This window comes from Rhizobium sp. PRIMUS64, from assembly GCF_023006465.1.
Classification (GTDB): domain Bacteria; phylum Pseudomonadota; class Alphaproteobacteria; order Rhizobiales; family Rhizobiaceae; genus Rhizobium; species Rhizobium leguminosarum.
Map to the genome: position 1 here is coordinate 1 of NZ_JALBGX010000113.1, position 20,617 is coordinate 20,617.

Annotated in this window: 15 protein-coding genes and 12 pseudogenes; 15 read left to right on the forward strand and 12 right to left on the reverse strand. The window is 56.4% G+C overall.

The window, feature by feature from the left end; genetic code table 11:
- The 3 pseudogenes from nifH to MOV76_RS30215 form a co-directional block, all read left to right on the forward strand.
- A pseudogene (gene nifH / locus MOV76_RS30205) lies at positions 1–150 on the forward strand (nitrogenase reductase); the annotation flags it as partial.
- Between the two features lie 107 nt (positions 151–257).
- Positions 258–455 (forward strand): annotated as a pseudogene (locus tag MOV76_RS30210) (nitrogenase); the annotation flags it as partial.
- A 40-nt stretch (positions 456–495) separates the two neighbouring features.
- Positions 496–759, forward strand: a pseudogene (locus tag MOV76_RS30215) (coproporphyrinogen III oxidase); the annotation flags it as partial.
- 11 nt (positions 760–770) lie between these two features.
- Here MOV76_RS30215 and MOV76_RS30220 read toward each other — a convergent pair.
- Positions 771–1,363 (reverse strand): annotated as a pseudogene (locus MOV76_RS30220) (IS5 family transposase); the annotation flags it as partial.
- Between MOV76_RS30220 and MOV76_RS30225 the strand changes: the two are divergent.
- Both MOV76_RS30225 and MOV76_RS30230 read left to right on the forward strand, forming a co-directional pair.
- Complete coding sequence (locus MOV76_RS30225) at positions 1,253–2,497, forward strand: radical SAM protein (protein WP_237350515.1); 1,245 nt, start codon at positions 1,253–1,255, stop codon at positions 2,495–2,497. The pseudogene MOV76_RS30220 and the gene MOV76_RS30225 overlap by 111 nt on opposite strands.
- A gap of 473 nt (positions 2,498–2,970) precedes the next feature.
- Positions 2,971–3,920, forward strand: a pseudogene (locus tag MOV76_RS30230) (IS481 family transposase).
- 132 nt (positions 3,921–4,052) lie between these two features.
- Here MOV76_RS30230 and MOV76_RS30235 read toward each other — a convergent pair.
- Positions 4,053–4,592: a hypothetical protein gene (locus tag MOV76_RS30235; RefSeq protein WP_040111865.1), complete on the reverse strand. Its 540-nt coding sequence runs from the start codon at positions 4,590–4,592 to the stop codon at positions 4,053–4,055.
- Between the two features lie 129 nt (positions 4,593–4,721).
- Complete coding sequence (locus MOV76_RS30240) at positions 4,722–5,396, reverse strand: transcriptional regulator (RefSeq protein WP_040111950.1); 675 nt, start codon at positions 5,394–5,396, stop codon at positions 4,722–4,724.
- Between the two features lie 1,257 nt (positions 5,397–6,653).
- On the opposite strand from MOV76_RS30240, the pseudogene MOV76_RS30245 reads away from it, so the two are divergent.
- The 6 genes and pseudogenes from MOV76_RS30245 to nodD1 all read left to right on the forward strand — a co-directional run.
- Positions 6,654–7,203 (forward strand): annotated as a pseudogene (locus tag MOV76_RS30245) (carbamoyltransferase C-terminal domain-containing protein); the annotation flags it as partial.
- Positions 7,204–7,604: 401 nt separating this feature from the next.
- On the forward strand, positions 7,605–8,051 hold the full coding sequence (locus tag MOV76_RS30250; protein ID WP_269465932.1) for an FkbM family methyltransferase: 447 nt from the start codon (positions 7,605–7,607) through the stop codon (positions 8,049–8,051).
- Between the two features lie 75 nt (positions 8,052–8,126).
- A pseudogene (locus MOV76_RS30255) lies at positions 8,127–8,415 on the forward strand (transposase); the annotation flags it as partial.
- Positions 8,396–9,099: pseudogene (gene istB, locus MOV76_RS30260) on the forward strand (IS21-like element helper ATPase IstB); the annotation flags it as partial. The pseudogenes MOV76_RS30255 and istB, both read left to right, overlap by 20 nt.
- A gap of 387 nt (positions 9,100–9,486) precedes the next feature.
- Positions 9,487–9,819 (forward strand): nodulation protein NolE, encoded by a 333-nt coding sequence (nolE, locus tag MOV76_RS30265; RefSeq protein ID WP_009988764.1) that lies wholly within the window; start codon positions 9,487–9,489, stop codon positions 9,817–9,819.
- Positions 9,820–9,985: 166 nt separating this feature from the next.
- Complete coding sequence (nodD1, locus tag MOV76_RS30270; protein ID WP_040111866.1) at positions 9,986–10,930, forward strand: transcriptional regulator NodD1; 945 nt, start codon at positions 9,986–9,988, stop codon at positions 10,928–10,930.
- 412 nt (positions 10,931–11,342) lie between these two features.
- Here nodD1 and MOV76_RS30275 read toward each other — a convergent pair whose 3' ends face one another.
- The 8 genes and pseudogenes from MOV76_RS30275 to MOV76_RS30310 all read right to left on the reverse strand — a co-directional run.
- Positions 11,343–12,131, reverse strand: coding sequence for an ABC transporter permease (locus MOV76_RS30275; protein ID WP_009998866.1), 789 nt, complete (start codon positions 12,129–12,131; stop codon positions 11,343–11,345).
- Between the two features lie 3 nt (positions 12,132–12,134).
- Positions 12,135–13,049, reverse strand: coding sequence for a nodulation factor ABC transporter ATP-binding protein NodI (nodI, locus tag MOV76_RS30280; RefSeq protein ID WP_018247215.1), 915 nt, complete (start codon positions 13,047–13,049; stop codon positions 12,135–12,137).
- Between the two features lie 85 nt (positions 13,050–13,134).
- Positions 13,135–13,473, reverse strand: coding sequence for a carbamoyltransferase C-terminal domain-containing protein (locus MOV76_RS30285; RefSeq protein ID WP_408988002.1), 339 nt, complete (start codon positions 13,471–13,473; stop codon positions 13,135–13,137).
- Complete coding sequence (locus MOV76_RS30290) at positions 13,373–13,771, reverse strand: carbamoyltransferase N-terminal domain-containing protein (RefSeq protein ID WP_245304453.1); 399 nt, start codon at positions 13,769–13,771, stop codon at positions 13,373–13,375. The genes MOV76_RS30285 and MOV76_RS30290 overlap by 101 nt, the downstream gene beginning before the upstream one ends.
- A gap of 36 nt (positions 13,772–13,807) precedes the next feature.
- A complete protein-coding gene (gene nodS, locus MOV76_RS30295; protein WP_077993555.1) occupies positions 13,808–14,425 on the reverse strand; it encodes a nodulation methyltransferase NodS in 618 nt (205 codons plus the stop codon).
- Between the two features lie 15 nt (positions 14,426–14,440).
- Entirely contained in the window at positions 14,441–15,760 is a 1,320-nt protein-coding gene (gene nodC / locus MOV76_RS30300) for a chitooligosaccharide synthase NodC (RefSeq protein WP_040111869.1), read from the reverse strand.
- A 7-nt stretch (positions 15,761–15,767) separates the two neighbouring features.
- Entirely contained in the window at positions 15,768–16,427 is a 660-nt protein-coding gene (gene nodB / locus MOV76_RS30305) for a chitooligosaccharide deacetylase NodB (RefSeq protein ID WP_040111870.1), read from the reverse strand.
- Between the two features lie 804 nt (positions 16,428–17,231).
- Positions 17,232–17,767, reverse strand: a pseudogene (locus MOV76_RS30310) (IS5 family transposase); the annotation flags it as partial.
- A gap of 446 nt (positions 17,768–18,213) precedes the next feature.
- On the opposite strand from MOV76_RS30310, the pseudogene MOV76_RS30315 reads away from it, so the two are divergent.
- The 4 genes and pseudogenes from MOV76_RS30315 to MOV76_RS30325 all read left to right on the forward strand — a co-directional run.
- Positions 18,214–18,869: pseudogene (locus MOV76_RS30315) on the forward strand (nodulation protein NodZ); the annotation flags it as partial.
- Between the two features lie 154 nt (positions 18,870–19,023).
- Positions 19,024–19,185, forward strand: a complete 162-nt coding sequence (locus tag MOV76_RS40385) for a nodulation protein NodZ (RefSeq protein ID WP_408988003.1) — start codon at positions 19,024–19,026, stop codon at positions 19,183–19,185.
- A gap of 153 nt (positions 19,186–19,338) precedes the next feature.
- The gene (locus tag MOV76_RS30320; RefSeq protein ID WP_077989437.1) at positions 19,339–19,710 is read left to right on the forward strand and encodes a hypothetical protein; all 372 of its coding nucleotides are present in this window, start codon (positions 19,339–19,341) and stop codon (positions 19,708–19,710) included.
- Between the two features lie 16 nt (positions 19,711–19,726).
- Positions 19,727–20,489 (forward strand): annotated as a pseudogene (locus MOV76_RS30325) (IS5-like element ISRel11 family transposase).
- A 28-nt stretch (positions 20,490–20,517) separates the two neighbouring features.
- Here the strand turns inward: MOV76_RS30325 and MOV76_RS30330 are convergent.
- Positions 20,518–20,617, reverse strand: a pseudogene (locus MOV76_RS30330) (IS630 family transposase); the annotation flags it as partial.

Consider the following 20,617-nt stretch of genomic DNA (forward strand, 5'->3'; position numbering starts at 1 on the left):
CATGCCAATTCGGGCCAAGGGACCATTCCGACCCCGATTACCATGGAAGAGCTCGAAGACATGCTGCTCGACTTCGGCATCATGAAGAGCGACGAGCAGATGCTGGCCGAATTACAGGCCAAGGAGTCAGCGGTGGTTGCGGCTCAATAACTGCCGCTGTCGACAGGACGCGCTGGCCCTTGAGCCAGCGCGTCCTTCCACGAAAGACGCTTCGGCGACGACGACCTAACCCGAACCTTGAAAGGGGGCAGGGGCCCATGAGCCTTGATTACGAGAATGACAGCGTTTTGCATGAAAAGCTCATTGCGGAAGTGTTAGCGCAATATCCAGACAAGGCGGCGAAGCGCCGCAAGAAGCACCTCAGCGTCGCAACGAGCCGCGACGAGCCTGGCGATGAGCCGAAGGCCCTTTCCGAATGCGACGTCAAATCGAACATCAAGTCCATTCCGGGCGTGGCACATGCCCAATAGGACCCAGCTTTCGAGGGAAAAAAACGTGTCAAATATTGAATGTGAACGTGACACGGACTGCAGGCGAAAGTCTTTGCGTGCACCGTCGTCGATTTTCGTTCCGAACACAAATAGCGGGGCGCAGTTGCCTTGGTATACTATCTACCCAACAATACAGGAGTTTTCTCCAGAAATCGGCGCCCACACATATGAGCAATGGCTGAGAAGCCAGGGAACTGATGACGCTGTCTCGCTCTATCTCCACATTCCATTCTGCCGCTCGATGTGCTGGTATTGTGGTTTTCCGACTAGGGCGTAGACTCATAACGATCTGATCCAGATGCGTGCTGCTGCCAGCTTGATTGCGGCGAGAAAGTTGCGCGGGTCTTTGTCGTATCTGGTTGCAATGCCCCGGAACTGTTTGAGTTTGTTGAAGAACCGTTCGATCAAGTTGCGTTGGCGATAGACCCATGCACTGAAGGGGAAGCTGGCCTTGCGATTACGTTTTGCCGGAATGTTGGCCCAGGCCCGTTTTTCCTTGGCCAAGTCTCGCAAGGCGTTGGTGTCGTAGGCGCGGTCAGCAAGGAGGATCGCGCCTTCTCGCATGTCCTGCAGCATCGGCTCTGCCATCCGGTTGTCGTGGGCTTGCCCCGCTGGCAGATCGAGGCTGATCGGCCTGCCGTCTGCGTCGACGACCGCGTGGATTTTCGTCGTTAGGCCGCCGCGGGAACGTCCCATGCAGCCATCGTCTCGATCCCCCTTTTTCCCGTGGCCGCATGCTGATGAACGCGGACACAGGAACTATCGATCATAACGATGTCGCCGTCGAAGGCCTTTGCGATCTCGCGCAAGACATGATCCCAAACACCCGCTTTTCTCCATCGCACAAAACGGTTGTAGCAGGTGGTATAAGGCCTAGCATCACTCGTCGGGACACTTTGATAACCGATTATCTGGCAATGCTGCGCGAGGAAATCCGCCTGGTCGCCGAGCAAGTGCCGCAGGCACTCTCCGTGGGTGACGTGCACTTTGGCGGCGGATCCCCGACCATTATGCCATCGGCAGACTTCCTGTCGCTAATGGAACTCCTGCGCGGCCGTTTTGCGCTTGAGCGAGGTGCAACCATTGCCATTGAGGTCGACCCGCGCACGTTCACCACCGATATGGCCGAAGCCCTAGAAAGAACCGGTGTGAATCGCGCAAGCGTCGGTGTGCAGAGCTTCGATCCCGTCGTACAAAAAGCGATCAACCGGATTCAGAGCGAGGCGCAAGTGATGACCGCCGTCGAAAACCTCCGCCTGTATGGGGTCAGGCGTATCAATTTCGACCTGATGTTCGGTTTGCCGAACCAAACCGTCCAGTCCTGTCTCGAGAGCGCTATGTTCGCTATTGCGATGCGTCCCGACCGCCTCGCGGTTTTCGGTTATTCCCACGTTCCATCTTTTCGAAAAAATCAGCGCTTGATTGACACAGCAGCACTGCCCGATATAGCCGCGCGAGCTGAGCAGGCCTCAGCCATGGCCGATACGTTAGTTGCAGCAGGCTATCTGCAAATTGGTCTCGACCATTTTGCTTTGTCGGATGACGAGCTTGCAATAGCACAGAGAGCTGGTCGTCTGCGCCGAAATTCGCTTGGTTACTCTGCCGAAACCTGCCCAACTGTCATCGGTTTGAGCGCGTCCGCCATTGGTCGTTGCGGCGACGGTTACGTTCAAAACGATCTCACGCAAAGCTGTTATAACCGACACATAGCATCCGGCCGCTTGGCGATCTCAAGGGGCTACCGTTTAACTACCGAGGATCGCGTAAGAGCTGCAATCATCGAACAGCTCATGTGCTACTTGGAGGCGGACATATCAACAATCAGTACGGCTCAGGGATTTGATCAGACCCATCTAGTGAGTTCAGCTAAGCAGCTAGAGATTCTGGCTGAGGATGGGATCGTTGAGTTTGACAACGGTTTAGTCCGTGTGCGGCACGAACGTCGCTCTGCCCTTCGCCATGTCGCTGCCGCGTTCGATGCTTATCTTGGCCGCCAGCCGATCTAGACTGGCAAACGGAGGGCCTTGAAGTGGTCACATAATCGAGCTCGAGTTCGTCGAGAGGTTAGGCAGGAGGCAAGCTCCCAATTGCTCGATTTTAAATCGATCGCTGAATTCGCAGTCCATGGCATGTGTCGGTCTCGATCGCGTCACAGTTCAGCTCTCGCCACTGGCAAAGAAATCCGCCGTCAATATCGTGAAAGGTCTGGCGCAGCACGGCTTCACCGGCTCGGTTGCGCGCGCCAACTTGAAGCAGCGACACCTTCGTTCAAAACCGACCAGACGCCCGGACAGTTCAGCTTGACGCCACCAATGCGGCTTCGATTGCGCAGGCGGCGGAGACGCGCATCCAGGAAACCTGCGGCAGGCTCGATGTTCACGGTGGCGATCGAGCGCGGTTAATTGCCTAGAACATGGCCTAGGTGTTTAGTCCCGGCATTTGATGGGGCAATATTTTCTTTGGCATGGAGGGAAGCACTATGGGCCAGGTTCTACACGGGAGCGCCACGACGACAGAGGCAATCCGTCGAGCAATACAAAATAGTGAGGAGAGCCTGGGAACGCTTTCGAAGCGATACGGGATCAACCAGAAAACCGTAGCGAAATGGAAGAAACGGACATCGTTGGTCGATCTTCCCACAGGCCCGAAGGACCCGCACTCGACGACCCTTTCCCTCGAAGAAGAGGCCGTTATCGTCGCCTTCCGCCGGCATACGTTGCTACCGCTCGATGATTGCCTCTACGCTCTTCAGCCGACCATCTCACATCTGACGCGTTCGTCGTTACACAGGTGTTTGCAGCGCCACGGCATTTCACGTCTGCCGGAGGTCGGAGGCGACAGGGAACCGAAGAAGAAGTTCAAAACTTATCCGATCGGCTATTTCCACATCGATATTGCCGAGGTGCAGACGGCCGAGGGCAAGCTCTATCTCTTTGTCGCATTTGACCGAACATCCAAGTTCGCGTTCGCAGAACTCTACACCAAAGCCGGCAAGATGAATGCCGCCCAGTTCTTACGCAATCTGATCGCGGCAGTGCCCTACACCATTCACACCGTTTTGACCGACAATGGCATTCAGTTCACTAACCGAGCTTGTGATCGAAATGCCTTCCAGCACATCTTCGATTGGGTCTGCGACGATCACAGCATCGAGCATCGCCTGACAAAGGTGAGCATCCCTGGACCAACGGACAGGTCGAGCGGATGAACCGAACGATCAAGGAGGCGACCGTCAAGCGCTTCCACTACGACGATCATGCGCAATTAAAAAAACATCTGGCCGACTTTATCGACGCCTACAATTTCGGGCGCCGGCTCAAGACGCTAAAGGGCCTCACGCCCTACGAGTTCATCTGCAAACAATGGACTTTGGAGCCAGATCGATTCATCATCGATCCCATCCATCAAATGCCGGGACTAAACACCTAAACACTCTTGTCGTCGATCTCGACGAAATGGGGCCGTGTTCGGAACCCAATTATTTGTCCTTGCCGTACACAGGTGATGCTGCCGCTGGCTCCACGACATGCCCGGGGCGACAGGTTGTTGCACTGCGACAGGTCACCGTTCAAACCGCTCCAGCATTGTTCTCAACTGCGCGTTTTGCAGCCTTAGCTTTCTGGCTAACTGCCCCCTGAGCACCCTGATGTCTTCGTCGAGGCTCATCTGGTCCGCAGTGTGAATTGCCGGGGCAGCGTTTGCAATCGCGGCTGATGCCTTCTTACGCGGGGCGACCTCGAGAGTTCGCTCAAGCCTCGTAGCATCGTGCCCAGCGGCGATGTCGGTACCAAGCCCGCCGAATGGAGGTGGATCGGCCGCCTCAACGTTTTTGGCATCTTGGCCGTCGACCTGATCGTGGCCACCGATTCCGACTTCTTTAGAAACAACAAACTCGGTGGAAATTGCAGGAGAATGGCCGTGACGGGGAAGCCCCTCGCTTGCCGGTCGAACGGCGCTTATCAGGCTCTTCTCGGCAGGCGTTTCGGTCGGACCGGCAATGGCCAATGTGTCCGGCGTAACCTTCTGGTCCGAGCCGTTTTCTCGCTTTTGTTCGCGGCCCGGTGAGATCAGTCGGGCAAGAAGTTTCCAGGGAGACGCCATCTATCTGACCTCGCGTTTTATCCCGCAAGCAGGCAGTGAGTTTGGGGTCCGGCAACAGCATTCACCGTTGCCGAATTGTTTGTCTCGATAAGAATGTAGATACGGTCGCTTATTGACCGGCCGCTTATATCATTCGAGCTTGAGCCGTTTGCGCAGATCTTCATTTTCAGCGCGAAGTTTTTCAGCAAGAAGCTTGCGCAGCCGCTGATTTTCCTCTTCCAACTGCAAAAGGTCTGCCATTTCATCGCTCGCCGTCATCGGGGCAGCCGGCGCTGCCTGCACAGCCTTTGGAGCACGGCGCACAGGTGCGCGTTTGGCCCTCGCCGTGGCTTCGATAGCCTTTGTCTTGCGCCCTCTCCTCTTCACACCACCGTCCCCGGCCAGCGCACCTGCCGGCTCTGCCGTAGCGTCAGCTAACGCGGTCTCGAGTGCCGCGACTTTTTTGGCGCGCGGTTTGCGCTGTTTCTTCGGCGCATTAGGCGTTTCGACAACGGTCTGTCCATCGACCTTGGTTGTCGTATTAGTCTCGTCGGCCATGCTCATCTCCTGTATATCTGATGCAGTTGTCGACGGCCCGATGGGCGCTGTCAACAACTGCTCGGCCTGATCTTGTTCCGGCAAAGACATTTCGCTGTCGGGTTTGCCACTCTGAGAGCTACCTGACAGAAAAGGCAATGCCTCTTCCTCTAGATCGCGCGCGACTGACTTTAGATCCACATTGCCCCAGATCGAGTTCGATCTGGCATCAAGTTTTCGCCTGCCGTTCTTGTACTCGACGGCAAAACTGCGTTGCACTTTTTTCAATATAAGAGGCCTTGGAGAATCCACGGGGTGGCTGATGTTATGCTGGAACAGCACGAATAGCGCCTACTGGACTACCAGTCTATACCCACGGTCTAGCCTGAGGCCAATTTTTTAGCGCTGCGCTATTTTTTTGGAGTTACCGCGGCCTCTGCCGATTTATCGTCCCGATCCCTAAAGTGGTGAAGGAGCCGCGCACCAACCCAGGCTTCTCCTTCGTCGGCTGGCGCTTCAACGACCAGATGCTGCGCACTTACGCCGGGGGAAAATGTAGAAGCGCTTGGCCCACGTTTCGCGGCACTCGCAGCGCCAGTGCTGATTAAGACCGAACGCAGTTTCCTTGCAGCTAGCGCCGCCATTAGGCTCATCAATGTGCCGAGACGAACATGCGGCTTGGCTTTGTCGGCTGAAACAGGAGTAGCGAAGGAGTGTTGCTTTTACGACAAGACTGCCTTGCACACGGCCGCCATTGAGAGAAGGGTGGGGTCGCCGCTCGCTTCACTGCTGAGTCACGCCATCGTTTTTATGAATGCATTCCATCCAAACAATCGATTTTACTGATCGAAACGGTTGCCCCTAGAAGACGCTGAAGAAGCGTTTTGTAAAAGCCATAATTCGGAGTTCTTAAAATGGGTCCTCGGGTGCCGTGGAGACTGTGCTGGGAAAACGAGATGAGGCAGTCGGTCTGCTGCCTGGTCTCGATCGTTATCTTGCACTCGACGTGATCGGGTAGAATCTTGGTCGTTGCTTCTCGACGTTTCAGTGGGCTCTCACGGGACGCACTTTTGCCCCGGTCGATGCCGCCTCCTATTCGTCTTCACCGCGCGCTGGTCATCTTTCTACTGCTTCCCCTTCTCGCGTTGTGCACATTGAGCGCAGATCGGTTCTCACGCTGTGGGCGCCGTTCGACGTGATTATCAATGGCGGTCCCACCGCGTGGAGCTGAGTTCGGTACTGGCGCATAGTGACGGAGGCCGGCGGCGGAACTCTGTGTGCTATGCCTCGGAGCAGGCGCACTCGCCGCTGCAAGGATACGGTGTGCGACCTTTGCAGCGACCACCAAACGTCGTTGTGGCTGTCGGGCGGAAAGATGAAGGACTGGGTAATGTGGATGCGTTACGCGGCGTTACTGCCGCAAATGCTTCGGTCTGGGTTTCTGTTAGCGCCGATTGTCGGCAATGTCACCGATCCGGTCACGATCTGATTTCAGCTTCGACCCGTGAGCTCTAGGTGCACTGTCAAGCGCCACCCTATGAAACTACGAAAGCCGGTGGCCAGGCCAGAGCGACCTACCTTTCGAAACGAACTGGAGAGCAACCCGGCGTTCCGATCTTGCTCAACACGTCGTTTAACAACAACGCCGAGCCGGTAGTGGATTCGGTTAGGGATGCCGTAACGACCTTTTTGACGACCGACCTGGATGCACTTGTGATCGGTCCATTTCTCGTCAAGAAGCGAATCTCAACGATGGAGGAGTGGAATAAACTAGCAGTTTCCTTGCCACCTTACGCAAGTCTCCATCAGGCGCGTGCATATTCCACCCTGGATCGGCAAGAGACTGTATGTGAGATCCGCACAGGCCCCTCCAGCCTGCAGGCCGTGAGTATTTCTAATTAGGATTGAGGGAGAAGCCCTGGTTGGCGACATTTTGGATGGAATCGCGCCGGTTTCAGGTAGTCGTGAGACTTTCCTAAATGAACTTCGGCAGATTTGGGAGCAGCGTTGCATATGCTTAAGCCCGGTACGTGGCCGCAAATCACAGGTATCCGTCCCCGCTGAGGCCTCGGTGACTAGTGGGCTTTCAGCATAGCTTGGAATCGCTTCGTTACGCCAAACAAACTCGCGAATAGCAAAGCCCGCGACCGACAATGCGCCGTGCCCACGTAATCGCACGGCGAAGCGTCAACAACCATGTCGAAAGAAGGGCCATATGGCTCGGTATTTCAGTGATATCCTACCCGAGCTCGTTCAGCAGGGCACTTCGAAAACTTAAGGAGACTGTGATGGATCCGGTGTGTGAGTTAAACGTACATCGACAGATCGTTTCGCTTCTCGATAAGCCTAACCCTGTAATCTTTGACATTGGGTGCAATGACGAAGCGATGCTCAACGCTTTCTGCGCCTTCTTCCGAGCGCCCAGCTCTATTGCTTTGAGCCAGACCCCAGAGCCGCTGCACGCTTCAAGGAAAAATGGGTTCTTATCGGGATCGGATGAGGCTATCCGAGGTTGCGATCAGCGACCGAAACGCGAGGATCGAGTTTCATCCCAGCAATGGCAATGACAGCGCTAAGGAATGGGATCTCTCGGGCTCGATACGCCGTCCCAAGAACCATCTTTCTGAGTACGAGTGGGTTCGGTTTGACCCTCCGATTTCGGTTGAGACTAGGAGGCTGGATGACTGGTGCAGCGAAGCTGGCCTAGAGAACATAGATCTCATCTGGATGGATGTGCAGGGAGCCGAGGCCGACGTTATTGCCGGTGGCAATCAGATCCTGATGAGAACGCGTTACATATATACTGAGTATAGTGATCATGAGCTCTATGAACGCCAGCTTCCCCTGCGCGCCATTCTTGAGCTCTTACCTTCCTTCCAGATGGTAGTTGAGTATCCCCGAGGAGTGGAGGGTGACGTTTTGCTTAAAAACACAAGCCTATAGCCGGTTCCCTTTTTAGGATTCAAGAACCGCGCCGAGTTTGCCGGAGGCTTTAACTCATGAGAGATTGGAGCCGATATGAGCAAGACAACGAACAAATTCTCGCCTGAAGTCCGTGAGCGTGCCATCCGCACGGTGCTGGATCACGAAGCCGAGCACCGCGCGGTGGGCTGCCGTTTCATCTATCGCGGCCAAGATCGGCTGCTCGCCGGCCACGCTGCACGAATGGGTGAAGAAGACCGAGGTCGATAGCGGTAAGCGAGCAGGCCGGCCGAACGATGTCGCCGAGAAGATGAAGGCTCTTGAGCGGGAGAACCGCGAGCTTCGTCAGGCCAACGAGATTCTGCGCAAAGCGTCGGCGTATTTTGCCCAGGCGGAACCTGCCACCGGGAAAGACGCTCGACAGCTTTGATTTTGATGCAGTATCTATGGTCTCCAAGGCCCAGGTCATGGCCATTGCCGCTGGCGATAGCTGGCTCGCCAAAGGTGCCAATATCCTCATGTTCGGTCCGCCGGGCGGCGGAAAGAGCCATCTCGCCGCGGCCATCGGCCTCGCGCTAATCGAGAACGGTTGGCGGGTGCTGTTCACTCGCACGACCGACCTCGTCCAGAAACTGCAGGTCGCACGGCGTGAACTCCAGCTCGAATCCGCCGTCGCAAAGCTCGACAAGTTCGATCTGCTTATCCTCGACGACCTGGCCTACGTCACTAGGACCAGGCCGAAACCCGCGTGCTCTTCGAACTCATCTCCGCAAGATATGAGCGGCGCTCCATCATCATCACCGCCAATCAGCCCTTTGGAGAATGGAACCGCGTCTTTCCGGACCCGGCCATGACGCTTGCCGCGGTGGACCGACTTGTTCATCACGCTACGATCTTCGAAATGAACGTCGAAAGCTAACGGCGACGTTCCGCGATGGAGGCCAAACGTGGTCGACCCAGCCGGCTTGCGGCCATACCTCTATCTCATTGCAAAACGACGACACTGAAACGTCAGGAATTCGGTCTTCTCCATACAAGGCAGCCGATCGAACAAAATGTCGTAGCCTGACGGGAGACGCGGGGGTGTCCCTCCCGCATGCGGCGCCCTTTGCTATCCCGGATGAAGGGGATGGCGGCAACGACATGCGCAAGCCCACTGAGGATAGAAGGACTGGGTGAAAACGCGCCCCTGAAAACAGTGGGGTTGGCGACACTTGTTGGTTCGGGCAGGCAAGACATCGTCTGCATGCATCAAATGGATGACTCGCATTTAAACAATAGATTTCACCAATTTTCGCGGATGCTCCATAGACGGCCGTCTCCACTCCACCGGGTATGATCCGTTGAAAGGCTCTCAACCAATCCAACAACGCCTATAGCCCCGAAGCACTGGCGGCGGAATGGCATCAATCCTACCTGGTATCGCCTGGCCTTAGTCGAAGAAAGGAAACGTCTCATGAAGGTTATTGGTTACTACGTCATCGTTGCAGCGTTGCTCGCATTGACATTGCGGGCCGGGCCGTCACTTGCAGCAGATGATCGTAACCAAGATTGCGGCCCGGCGACAAGTGACCCCCGCGCAAACCTGAATGGTGCTGACAAAGCCCATTCAGCGGAGCACACTCAAGACTTCAATTGCCAAGATACTCCTGCCGAAGAAGGTGAGTGCTACGAGTGCGTCTTACCCCCCGAAGTACATATTCAAGGCGCCGAAGTGATCGACGTCGCAGACCGAAACCTTTATCCGCGGAAAACACTGCTACTCGCCAGATTGATCAGGCACCACTGAATCGTGTCGGTTGAAGGTAGCAGTAAGACCATCAAAGCCACGGCGGCTGGAACATCGATACTTTCTCAATTTTAGGCGACCCTTTGCTTGCTGGTCTCTCGTGGCGCCGCACCGCGAGACCAAGCCTTTTCACCTTTTATCTCGCCACCTCGCTACGGATGAAGACATGCGGTTCAAGGGCCTTGATCTGAATCTCCTCGTCGCACTCGACGCCCTGATGACCGAGCGTAATCTCACGGCGGCAGCGCGCAGCATCAACTTGAGCCAACCGGCCATGAGCGCGGCGGTCGGCAGGTTACGCACCTATTTTAATGACGACCTTTTTACCATGGTCGGTCGCGAACTCGTTCCAACCCCGCGTGCGGAGCGGCTCGCGCCTTCGGTCCGCGAGGCTCTGCTTCACATCCAGGTCTCGATCATATCCTGGGATCCGTTTTGCCCTGCTCAATCGGATCGCTGCTTCAGGGTCATTCTTTCCGATTACGCCGCATTGGTTTTTTTTGAAAAGGTCGTGACGCGTGTCGCCCGAGAAGCGCCCGCCGTCAGCTTCGAGTTGCTGCCGATCGCCGATAACTACGATGATTACTTGCGGCGCGGTGACGCCGATTTTCTCATCTTTCCGGAATTGCTCATGTCGCGCGCACATCCTAAGGTGGCGTTATTCGAGGAGACCCTCGTGTGCGTGGGCTGCCACTCGAACAAGCTACTCTCGGAGCAACTTACACTCGAGAGGTATATGTCGATGGGACACGTTGTGGTGAAGTTTGGGAACGCTAGGACGGCTTCCATCGAGGAATGGTGTTTGCTTGGGCATGGGCTTAAGAGACATGTCGAAGTAGTCGTGCAGGGCTTCAGCATGGTTCCGTTCATGCTTTCAGGGACCGAGCGCATAGCGACAATGCCCTTACGCCTGGTCAAGCAGCTCGAAAAGACAATACCCCTACGGATCGCCGACCTTCCGATACCGTTGCCCGCATTCACACAAGCCCTCCAATGGCCCGCGCTTCACAATAGTGATCAAGCAAGCCTCTGGATGCGGGACGTGCTATGTCAGGAAGCATCCCGCATGCCCTCGCCCCATGAGGTAATGAGACGTCTCAGGATTTCCTAGCATTCTTTCGTGGTTTTGTCGTTCGGCGTGATTCATGGCGTCGGAATGAGGAGCCTCTTTGAGACGCCGCCGCTACAGTCTCACGGATGATCGATCCTGTCGCCGCTGGCCCAACAGCCGCGCTGACTGACGACCAAGTATGGAGGAACTGGACAGATGCTCTCCTACGCCCGCCGTTCAACCGACCAATGAAACAACCTCCTCGACAGTTTGTCGACGACGCAAGTCGAAGGTTCACGCAGCTCCAATCGACATTAGCAAGGTGGCCAGTTGCAGAGCGAAAAACCTGCATCGTCTCACCGGCGCCGACACGGGTTCATTTGTTCCGGACTATGATGATTTCTTCAGAGCTCTGCGGGTCTTTTCAAGATACTGCATCGCAATACCCCTCATGGCGCGGTGGCGAGTAGCGTCAAGACATCAGGCGCCGACGCAACAGCGCTGCCGACAGGAAGAACGGCAAAATCGCGTAGATGCAAAGCGCGCCTATATGCAGGCCCATGCTGCCCGCGGGGCGCCCAAGCATTGCCGGGCGTATGAGGTCGATCGCATGCGCTAGAGGCAAGAACTGCGCTACCTGCTGAAAGGCCTGGGGCAGTTGCGCGATTGGAAACACCGCGCCGCACAAGAACAGCATTGGTGTCAGGACGAGCGTCTGGTAAAAAATGAAATACTCGTAACTGGGCGCAAGCGCCGTGACTACCATCGCAAGGCTCGCGAATGCAAATCCAGTGAGCATGATAACTGGCAGCACATAGACGACTGATGGCCACGTCGCATAGCCTAGCACGGTGGCGACGATTATGATTCCCGTACCGGCAAGAAATGCCTTGCTCGCTGCCCATGCCAACTCACCCAGGATGATGTCCCCAAGTGTCATTTGTGTGTAGAGCATGGCTTCCCAGGTGCGTTGGGCGTGCATTCGCGTAAAGGCCGCGTAAATCGTCTCGAACGTCGCAGAGGTCATCGCGCTTGTCGCCACCATGCCGCCCGCCAAGAACGCAACGTAGGTTGTGCCGTCAACGCGACCCACAATAATTCCGAGGCCAAGGCCGAGGCCAAAAAGGTAGATCATAGGATCGGCCAGACTTCCAACAATTGACGCAAGTGCTACTTTCTTCCATGCCAGATAGTTGCGTCGCCATATCGCAATCCAGTTAAAAGCGTTGGCGGGCAGAGCCGCGGCACAACCTTCACCCATCGTTCACTTCTCCATCTCGCGCCCGGTCAACCGCAAAAACACATCCTCAAGATTCGGCGGACGCTGCAGAATGCGCAAGCCCGCGCGCTCCCGCAACCGCACACGCACCTGCTCCGGGTCGGACACATAGCAAAAAAGGGTCTCGCCGCTAATTTCGACGCGATCGGCATATGGCCCGACCAGCGATTCCAATTCATGCGGATCGCCGCCGTAGATCTCAATGACTTCGCACCCGATCAGTTCATCGATCAGGTCATGCGGACGCCCTTCGGCAATGCTGCGACCTCTTTCGAGTACGCAGAGTCGATCGCATAACCGTTCGGCCTCTTCCATGAAATGGGTGGTCAAGATGATCGTTTTGCCGCGCGTAAGCAGGGAACGCAGGCGCTCCCAGATCAGGTGGCGCGCGTGCGGGTCGAGACCGGTGGTCGGCTCGTCCATGACAAGTAGCTGCGGGTCATTGATCAACGCACGCGCTAGCGTCAGGCGCCGCTTCATGCCGCCTGAAAGTTCAGATACACGCGCATTCACCTTGCTCTCTAGGCGTGCAAACTCAAGGAGCGACGGCATGACCGCCTCGACTTTGCGTGTATTCATGCCGAAGTAGCGGCCGTAGACCAGCAGATTCTCGCGCACAGTGAATTCAGGCTCAAGGTTGTCGAATTGCGGCACCACGCCGATACCCTTTCGCGCCAAGCGAGCCTGGGCAGGCACCGGCACGCCGAGCACAGTAATCTTCCCCGCATCAGGGGCTGTCATGCCAAGGATCATGCGTGCGATCGTGCTCTTGCCCGCGCCGTTCGGTCCAAGCAGCCCGAAGCATTGCCCCGGGGAAACGCGGAACGATAGCGCGTTGACCACGGCCTTGTCGCCATATGTCTTGCTTACGTCGGAAAAATCTATTGCGGACATGAACATGCGCTCATCTGACCCTCGGGCGCCGTTGACTGGCATTTCTTCGGTTGGTTGTGTTCTTCTTGGTCCATCGCACCGTATGATGTGTTCATTGCGTCTCCATTAAAGGGCTGCAGCAGCATCCGGGAAAACGCCTCGTCCGTGGTAATTGGCACTCTGTTGCAGAGCAGCCGAATGTCCCTGAGCTTGTTACATTCGAAGAGTAGCTCGGCGACTTCACGGAGAGAGTGCCTGGGATGGTCTGCAATCGTGCAGATTCATCGAGATGGACAACAGCCGGAATTCTGTCCTGGCATCTCATCCGCGTCTGATGCTTAAACAACATTTCACAATCCGGAGTTCGAGGGCTGACTATATAAGGCGCACGGTCCTCCAGGCAGATCGGCGCCACGAGGCGGAGCCACGGGCTGCGGTGGCCGCGTGGCACCTATCACGATGATAGTTCTTGCAGGAAAATGCCCTGTCATTGGAACGAGACCGGAGCCCTCGACGGATTCGAGAGAACTTTCAGCATTGTCACCCCTTCCATCGATGATGATTTGATCAATAACGCGTGGATCCGGACCGTGTTGCGCCAATGCGGCGACAATCGCGTCGAGATTGTCGACAGTTTCATATCGCGGGTTGTTGCCCCGCTTCTCCTGCTCGACGCAGGAGGCGAGCCACCCATCCTCGACAAGCGCGTCCGCTCCGTCACGGGTCAATTTTATACCACAGACGCGCATAGTGTCTCCATGTCTGAACGTCGAGGGTTGGGGCCGTTAGGAGGCAGAAATTGGATTCCGGAAACAGGCGAGTAAGCAATCTTCGTTGACCGACCCACCCCGACACTCAAGCCGCTCTACCTCGAGCAAAGTTTCGTTCAGCATGCCGAGGACCGTCTCAGCACCAGCAACGTGGCCCCAGCGACGACAATTAGCGTCGCGCGCCGATCCGAAAACCAGATATCCATCTGGCGCAAGCATCCGCACTAAATTCCGAACAGCCCCTCTCATCTCGGCTATTCCTCCAATGTAGTAGAGCACTTCCGCCACAACGATCAAATCAAACCTCTCGTCAGGTGAAAACTGTTGAACATCAGAGACTATCCAGCTGATGTGCGGAGAATCCCTCATGCGTCGACGCGATCTTTCTATAGCGTGAGGCACAACATCGATCACGGTGAGCCGTTTGCAGTGGGGGGCTAGCTGCACCGTAAATGCGCCGGCAGCGCATCCCACTTCGAGCGCACTTGAGATGGATCCCTGGGCAAGCGCCAAGCGGAGCATTTGCGTGTGACGCTCACGCTCGAATGGATTGGCCTCGAGTCCCCATGGATCGGGTGCAGCCAGTTCCCGATTCAGCAATTGATAATTGTCGCTCTGTGTCAACTCGTTCACCTCGGTAAATAGATCTTACTCGTCGCTGCACATGCAGTCAGACGTCGTTCGCCTGGCAGGATCGCGGGCGGGGTTGAGCCTTCGAGGCGCTGTCGCATGTCCAGTGCGTGCATCAGTCGTCGGATGTTGATTCGAGTTGCCAGCAGAGCTGCGCGCCAGCCAGTCGCTATTGCTCAGCGTGCACAGCGCGTAGGCTTTCAAGGGAAGTAGCAGAAAAATACTGATAAATGCGTGCAGAGAGAACCCGAGGAACCGTAGTTGGCGGGCCCGAAGCGCGACAACGCTGCAGTGGATCATCGTCATGGCCACAATCATCAGGGCTGGCAACCAAGGCACGTTGCCCGTCAATGCAAGCTGTGCGAGCCCCGTCAGCACTGATAGTGCCAGAAGCAGCGGTCCGAGGTTCTGTCCGACAACGTCGAGCGTAAGGAAGCGATTGAGGTTGGGCAGCAGGCGCAGCCCAAGCAACGTGTCCCGGAACGTGCTCCGCGCCCAGCGTAGTTGTTGGCGCAGATACGGTCCTAGCTTGTTCGGAACGACTGTCGCTGCGATGGCGCTCGGCACGTACTCCGTTCGAAAGCCTGCCTTCAGCATGAGAATGGTGAGATGCCGATCCTCACCGAAATCGCTTGGCTTTCCCCGAAAATACTGTGATTCGTACTGGTCAAGCAGCGAAGCGAGCGCAGAGCGACGGTAGATAGCACATGGACCGCAGCAGCACATAACGGCTCCGAAGCGAGCTTGTGCCGCACGCTCCTCGTTGCAAGCCAGCCAGTACTCCATATCGATCAAACGGGTCAGCCAACTATCGTTTCGGTTGCGGGCCGTCAACTGTCCCATGGCCGCGCCGACAGCCGGATCTTGCATTTTAGGCACGAGCTTCCTGATGACGTCAGATGCGAGGATCGTGTCGGAGTCGACGTTTAACACCATATCTCCAGCAGAGCGGCGTATCGCGGCGATCTGTGCCTTCCGTTTACCGACATTCTGGGGAAGCAGGAGAATATTGAATCTGGGGTCTCTTGCGAAGGCCTCGTGCACAGGTCGCAAAGCCTCGCGATTTTCGGAACCGTCATCAACTAGGTAAACCTGCAGCCTTCCCCCGTATTCCTGACCCGCAATAGAAGCCAGGCACTCCGAAAGCGTGCGGGGATCCTCGTTGAAGCTTGGCACGATGACATCTACGCTGGGCAGCTCGTCAAAGCCGGCCAAGCCCTGGGACGCCAATGAAACATCGGTCGGCAGAGAATAAACGGCCTGCATGCTTTTATAAGCAGTCGAGAGAAGTGCATAAAGCGAGACGGCGACAGTGCTGGTTGTGTCAAGCATATCCATCGGATCTTCAGAACTCCCGAGTAAGCGAGCGGAATACAAAGCCGCGATCATGTAAAGCTGGAATTATCCTAGATAACGCCATAATAGTCTGGTGGCGCAGACTGCGGTCAGTTCCTTGCTGCATTTCACTGGAGGGACAACCGTCGTGCAAGAGCACGATTGACCCCGGTCGGACAGACTGCAGCACATCATTGACAATGGCGTCGGCCCCGGGAAGAGACCAGTCTCGTGGATCTACCGACCAGTGCACGGCAGTGAGTTCCGCATTCGCCGAAGCCTTGAGTACTTCTTCGGTCCAGATGCCGTAAGGAGCCCGGATGTGCCGCACCACCGCCTGAGGCGACGCCATTTTTATGGCTCTGTTTGTCTCGAGTATCTGACGTTGCACCTCGTCGGGTTCGCAGTCAGACAGGTCTGGATGCGTCATTGTGTGGTTGGCGACTTCATGCCCCTCTGCAATCATTCGCTGGACCAATTTCGATTGATCGGCCAGAAACTCGCCGATGACGAAGAATGTTGCCGGCACCCGGTGTTCAGCCAGAATATCAAGAATCTCCGGTGTACAAAATGGATGCGGACCGTCGTCGAACGTCAAATAAACGCTGTGACGACCAGTGCCGTCATCGCGCTCACCGTGCACTTCGCACGAGCAATCGAGTTGCGTCATTGCTCTCGTCCTTTCCGGTAAATTATCTTGGTGGGCCATTCGGAGACCGGCCGCCCAAAGGGTAGGATGATGACGCCGCGCGTGGACGCAGGTCAAAACGCGCGCGTGGCAGCGTGTAGCGTAGGCCGTTTCCCAAAATAGCGGTCACCAGGCCGCCTCGTCTGAATTGTCAATACCGCGGCTCGTTGCGGACTGTACCGAGTGCGATTGGTGGTGAACCCCCGAGCTGTCGACGATTGCAAGGTGATGCAATGGGCTGATCGACCGCTTATGCAAGCATTACATTCCAAAGCCACACATTTGATCCCTCTACACCACTGGCGCGCCATCGACAACTTGATTTCCGTCAAGATGCTCGTCTAATGGATCACGCCATTTAATTCGTAAAATCGATTGTTTGGATGATACCCATTCACGGCATAGATAAAATTCGAGCTCCACGGTTCCTACTAACGGACCGAGCCTGTTGTCGCGACGGCGGGGGACTTGCGTCGTCGCTCCCTGGAAGAACTTATCATGGCTCGGCATTGGCGGCTTTCTAACCTACTCTGGGTAAAGCTCTGGAGCAGATTGAAACCTTCCGGAAGCCTGAAAGCGCCGGATAGAATCGCTCGGCTATGGCTGTCAAACGACTCGAGGAACTAGTCCCACTTGCCGAATTGAAGAACTGACCCCATCGGTTTGTGCTTCGTTAGATCCGAGCACTGGCCCCAATCTTCCGCAGATTGCCGGAGCGTCGCTTTTGGCTAAGCCGATAACTGCCGCCCGGATGGTGACCACCGTCGAGAGGTGAAAGCAGGCGTCTCGCAAGGCGTTGGTGTCGTAGGCGCGGTCAGCAAGGAGGATCGCGCCTTCTCGCATGTCCTGCAGCATCGGCTCTGCCATCCGGTTGTCGTGGGCTTGCCCCGCTGTCAGATCAAGGCTGATCGGCCTGCCGTCTGCGTCGACGACCGCGTGGATTTTCGTCGTTAGGCCGCCGCGGGAACGTCCCATGCAGCCATCGTCTCGATCCCCCTTTTTCCCGTGGCCGCATGCTGATGAACGCGGACACAGGAACTATCGATCATAACGATGTCGCCGTCGAAGGCCTTTGCGATCTCGCGCAAGACATGATCCCAAACACCCGCTTTTCTCCATCGCACAAAACGGTTGTAGCAGGTGGTATAAGGCCCATATCGTTCCGGCACGTCTGCCCAAGGCGAGCCTGTGCGGAACCGCCACAAAATGCCGTTGATCACTCGCCGGTCATCGACCCGCGGCACGCCGCGAACCTTGTTGGGCAACAAGGGCTGAATAATCGCCCACTCGAAATCAGTCAGGTCGAAACGACGGCGAGTCACGCAAGGCCTCCAAATCAAAGCCTCATTGAATCATCACCCATCCGGTTAGAAAACCCCGTTTATGAGTTTGCAGCCTAGATCGGCGCCATCCTCGATGAATCGGCGAAGCGCGCCAACATGAGCCGTACCGCAACATACGTCACAGCCAATTTGCGCGGAAGCTCCGGCCTCTCGCTCCGACCCAAGTGCGATGCCGATGGGTTGGATCGGGTGCGAGATAAACGACTGAACGATGACGGAGCGATATGCGGCGACTTCACCGCCCGGACTGAAAAGGCGTATGGCGCCGCAACTTCCAGTCTGGCGGAAAATCGTAAATCTGTGAGACGAAGGGTCATGCATAAAAATTGGCGAGAATCACGATCGCTGATGCAGGTCCGGGAATTGATATGCAGAATTTCAGCAGAATTTAAGCCGATGCGCTTTTCCAGAACAAGGCAACGAACATGCTCGCTGGCGACCTGAAGAGGGATCGGTATGTTGTTTCTCGACGGCGGACTGGTTTCGGTGATTGTCTCTGTTCGCTGGCGGCAGCTTGGCGCTATGCACAGCGAACGGGGCGGACGCTGGCCATCGATTGGCGTGGCTCCTGCTATCTCAATCAACCCTTCACCAACGCTTTTACGGTGTTCTTCGAGCCGATTCAAGATATTGCTGGCGTACGGGTTATTTGCGATGACCAGATCACCAGTTCTCATTTCCGGGACCGTTCTTCCCATCATGGTGGAACAAGCCCTCAATCGAGAGCGTTTACCGCCCCGATGAACAAATTTTCCGGGAACGTGAACCGAGCTTCTTTAAGCCCAGGACGATACTGATGCCAACACGGTAGTTTGTGATGCCTATGTGGCGGTGCGACCAAGCTGCCGAACGCCAGATATTTCAGAGCCTCAACCTTAGACCGGAAATTCCGGCTCGTATTCACGCCATCGATCAGGAGCACTTCAAGGGGCGCAGTATCATCGGTGTGCACGTACGGCACGGCAATGGCGAAGATATAATGGACCATGCGCCCTACTGGGCCGATCCGGAGTTGGCCTTACGCCAGGTGTGCACTGCCATCGAGAAGGCCAAAGCGCTACCGCATCGACGCCCTGTGATGGTTTTCTTGTGTACGGACAGCGCGCAGGTACGGGACCATTTACTCGGTGTGTTTCCCGATCAATCACTATCCCGAAATGCTTCCAGGAGGGCCAGGCCGGCCATTACACAGTGCATCGCTCGGAGTGGACGGCGGTATCTCTGCTCTTACAGAGATGTACCTTCTCGCCCGATGCGATACGGTAATTCGCTTTCCGCCGACCAGCGCCTTCACGCGCTATGCCCGTCTCTTCGTGCCACGTGTTATTGAGTTCGACTTGAAAGATCCGACTCGCTTGATCTTGACTGATGAATCGTCCGAGCATGAGCCGGCTTGATGAACCGGCACTCCGCTGAACAAATTCTCGGCGCCCTCGATTGAGGAGAGGTGTTCACTGGATCGCGATGTAAGCGCAGCACGCGACGAGGCAAGGCGGGGGCGCATCCTCTCCTAGCGTCTAGCGCGTCCAAAGGCTTGCTGGATCATTGTTGTGAAGGGTAGCTATTGGGCGCCTTCGGTGAATGGAAACGGCACCGCGCGCTCGACCCGCATCATTGGCATAGCAAGCTCGCACGTCGGCGATTCCGATGGGACGAGGACGTTCGCGCGCCACAGCCTCGTCGGCGCCTTAGCCGACGCCCTGCCTGATGCGAGGGCGTTCGTCGGGCTTGGTCGACAGATTGCCATCAAGCTGATGTTCGTGCTCTATGCGGTCGTGGGCGTGGCCGGTGCCGTTCTTTATTCCCGCATCCCGACACGTCTGGCAAACCGCTCGACCACAGAAGCCGCCGCCGCGCTAGGCTGTAGTGACAAATTAATGATTTGGGATTCCGTTTTGGGAGCAAATCAGATTCAACGCTGACTTTTGGAGGTTGGCGATGGATGGTGAGGTTCTTCGAGACGATCAATGGGAGCGGCTGAAGCCGTTAGTGCCCGGCGGTCGCAAAGGCCGGCGCGGTCCGCGTAGTGACGGACGCCGGTTCTTCGATGCGGTATTGTGGCTCGCCCGGTCGGGTGCGCGCTGGCGTGATCTGCCGGAAGACCGCTTCGGCCCCTATCAGACGATCAAACGGCGCTACTATCGCTGGATCGAACAGGGCATCTTCGACAAGATTTTCGAAGCCGTCGCGATCGATCCGGATATGGAGTGGTTGTCCATCGACGCCACGGTGATCCGGGCACAAGCGCAAGCGGCAGGCGGACGCCGAAAAAGGGGGGACCGCAAGCCCAGGCTCTCGGCCGTTCCCGCGGGGGATTTGGCAGCAAGATCCATGCAGTAGTCGATGCGCTCGGCTTGCCGGTGCGCCTTCACCTGGGACCCGGCCAGCAGAATGATATGGCGCCTGCCTGCGATCTCGTCCGGGGGCTGCCGGCCAAGCAGGTGCTCGCCGACCGCGCCTATGACGCCGACAGCCTGCATGACATTACTCTCGAACAAGGTGGCGAACCGGTCATTCCACCACGCCGTCATCGAAAGTATCAGCAGCCTACGACCGCATCGCCTACAAGGCCCGCTGGGGGATCGAGAGCTTCTTTGCAAAGCTCAAGCAATGGCGGCGAATCGCAACGCGCTACGACAAAATCGCCGCCAACTTCATGGGATTCATCAAAATCGCCGCCATCATGCTCTGGCTCAAATGATTAAATTGTCACTACAGCCTAGAGCGTTTCAGGTTTTCACGGAAGCATATCCGGCATTGGCGAAGTAGTTGCTGCATTCGCTGGGCTCGATGGTTGTGACGAGCTGTCCGATGTGGCGCCAGGTGTCA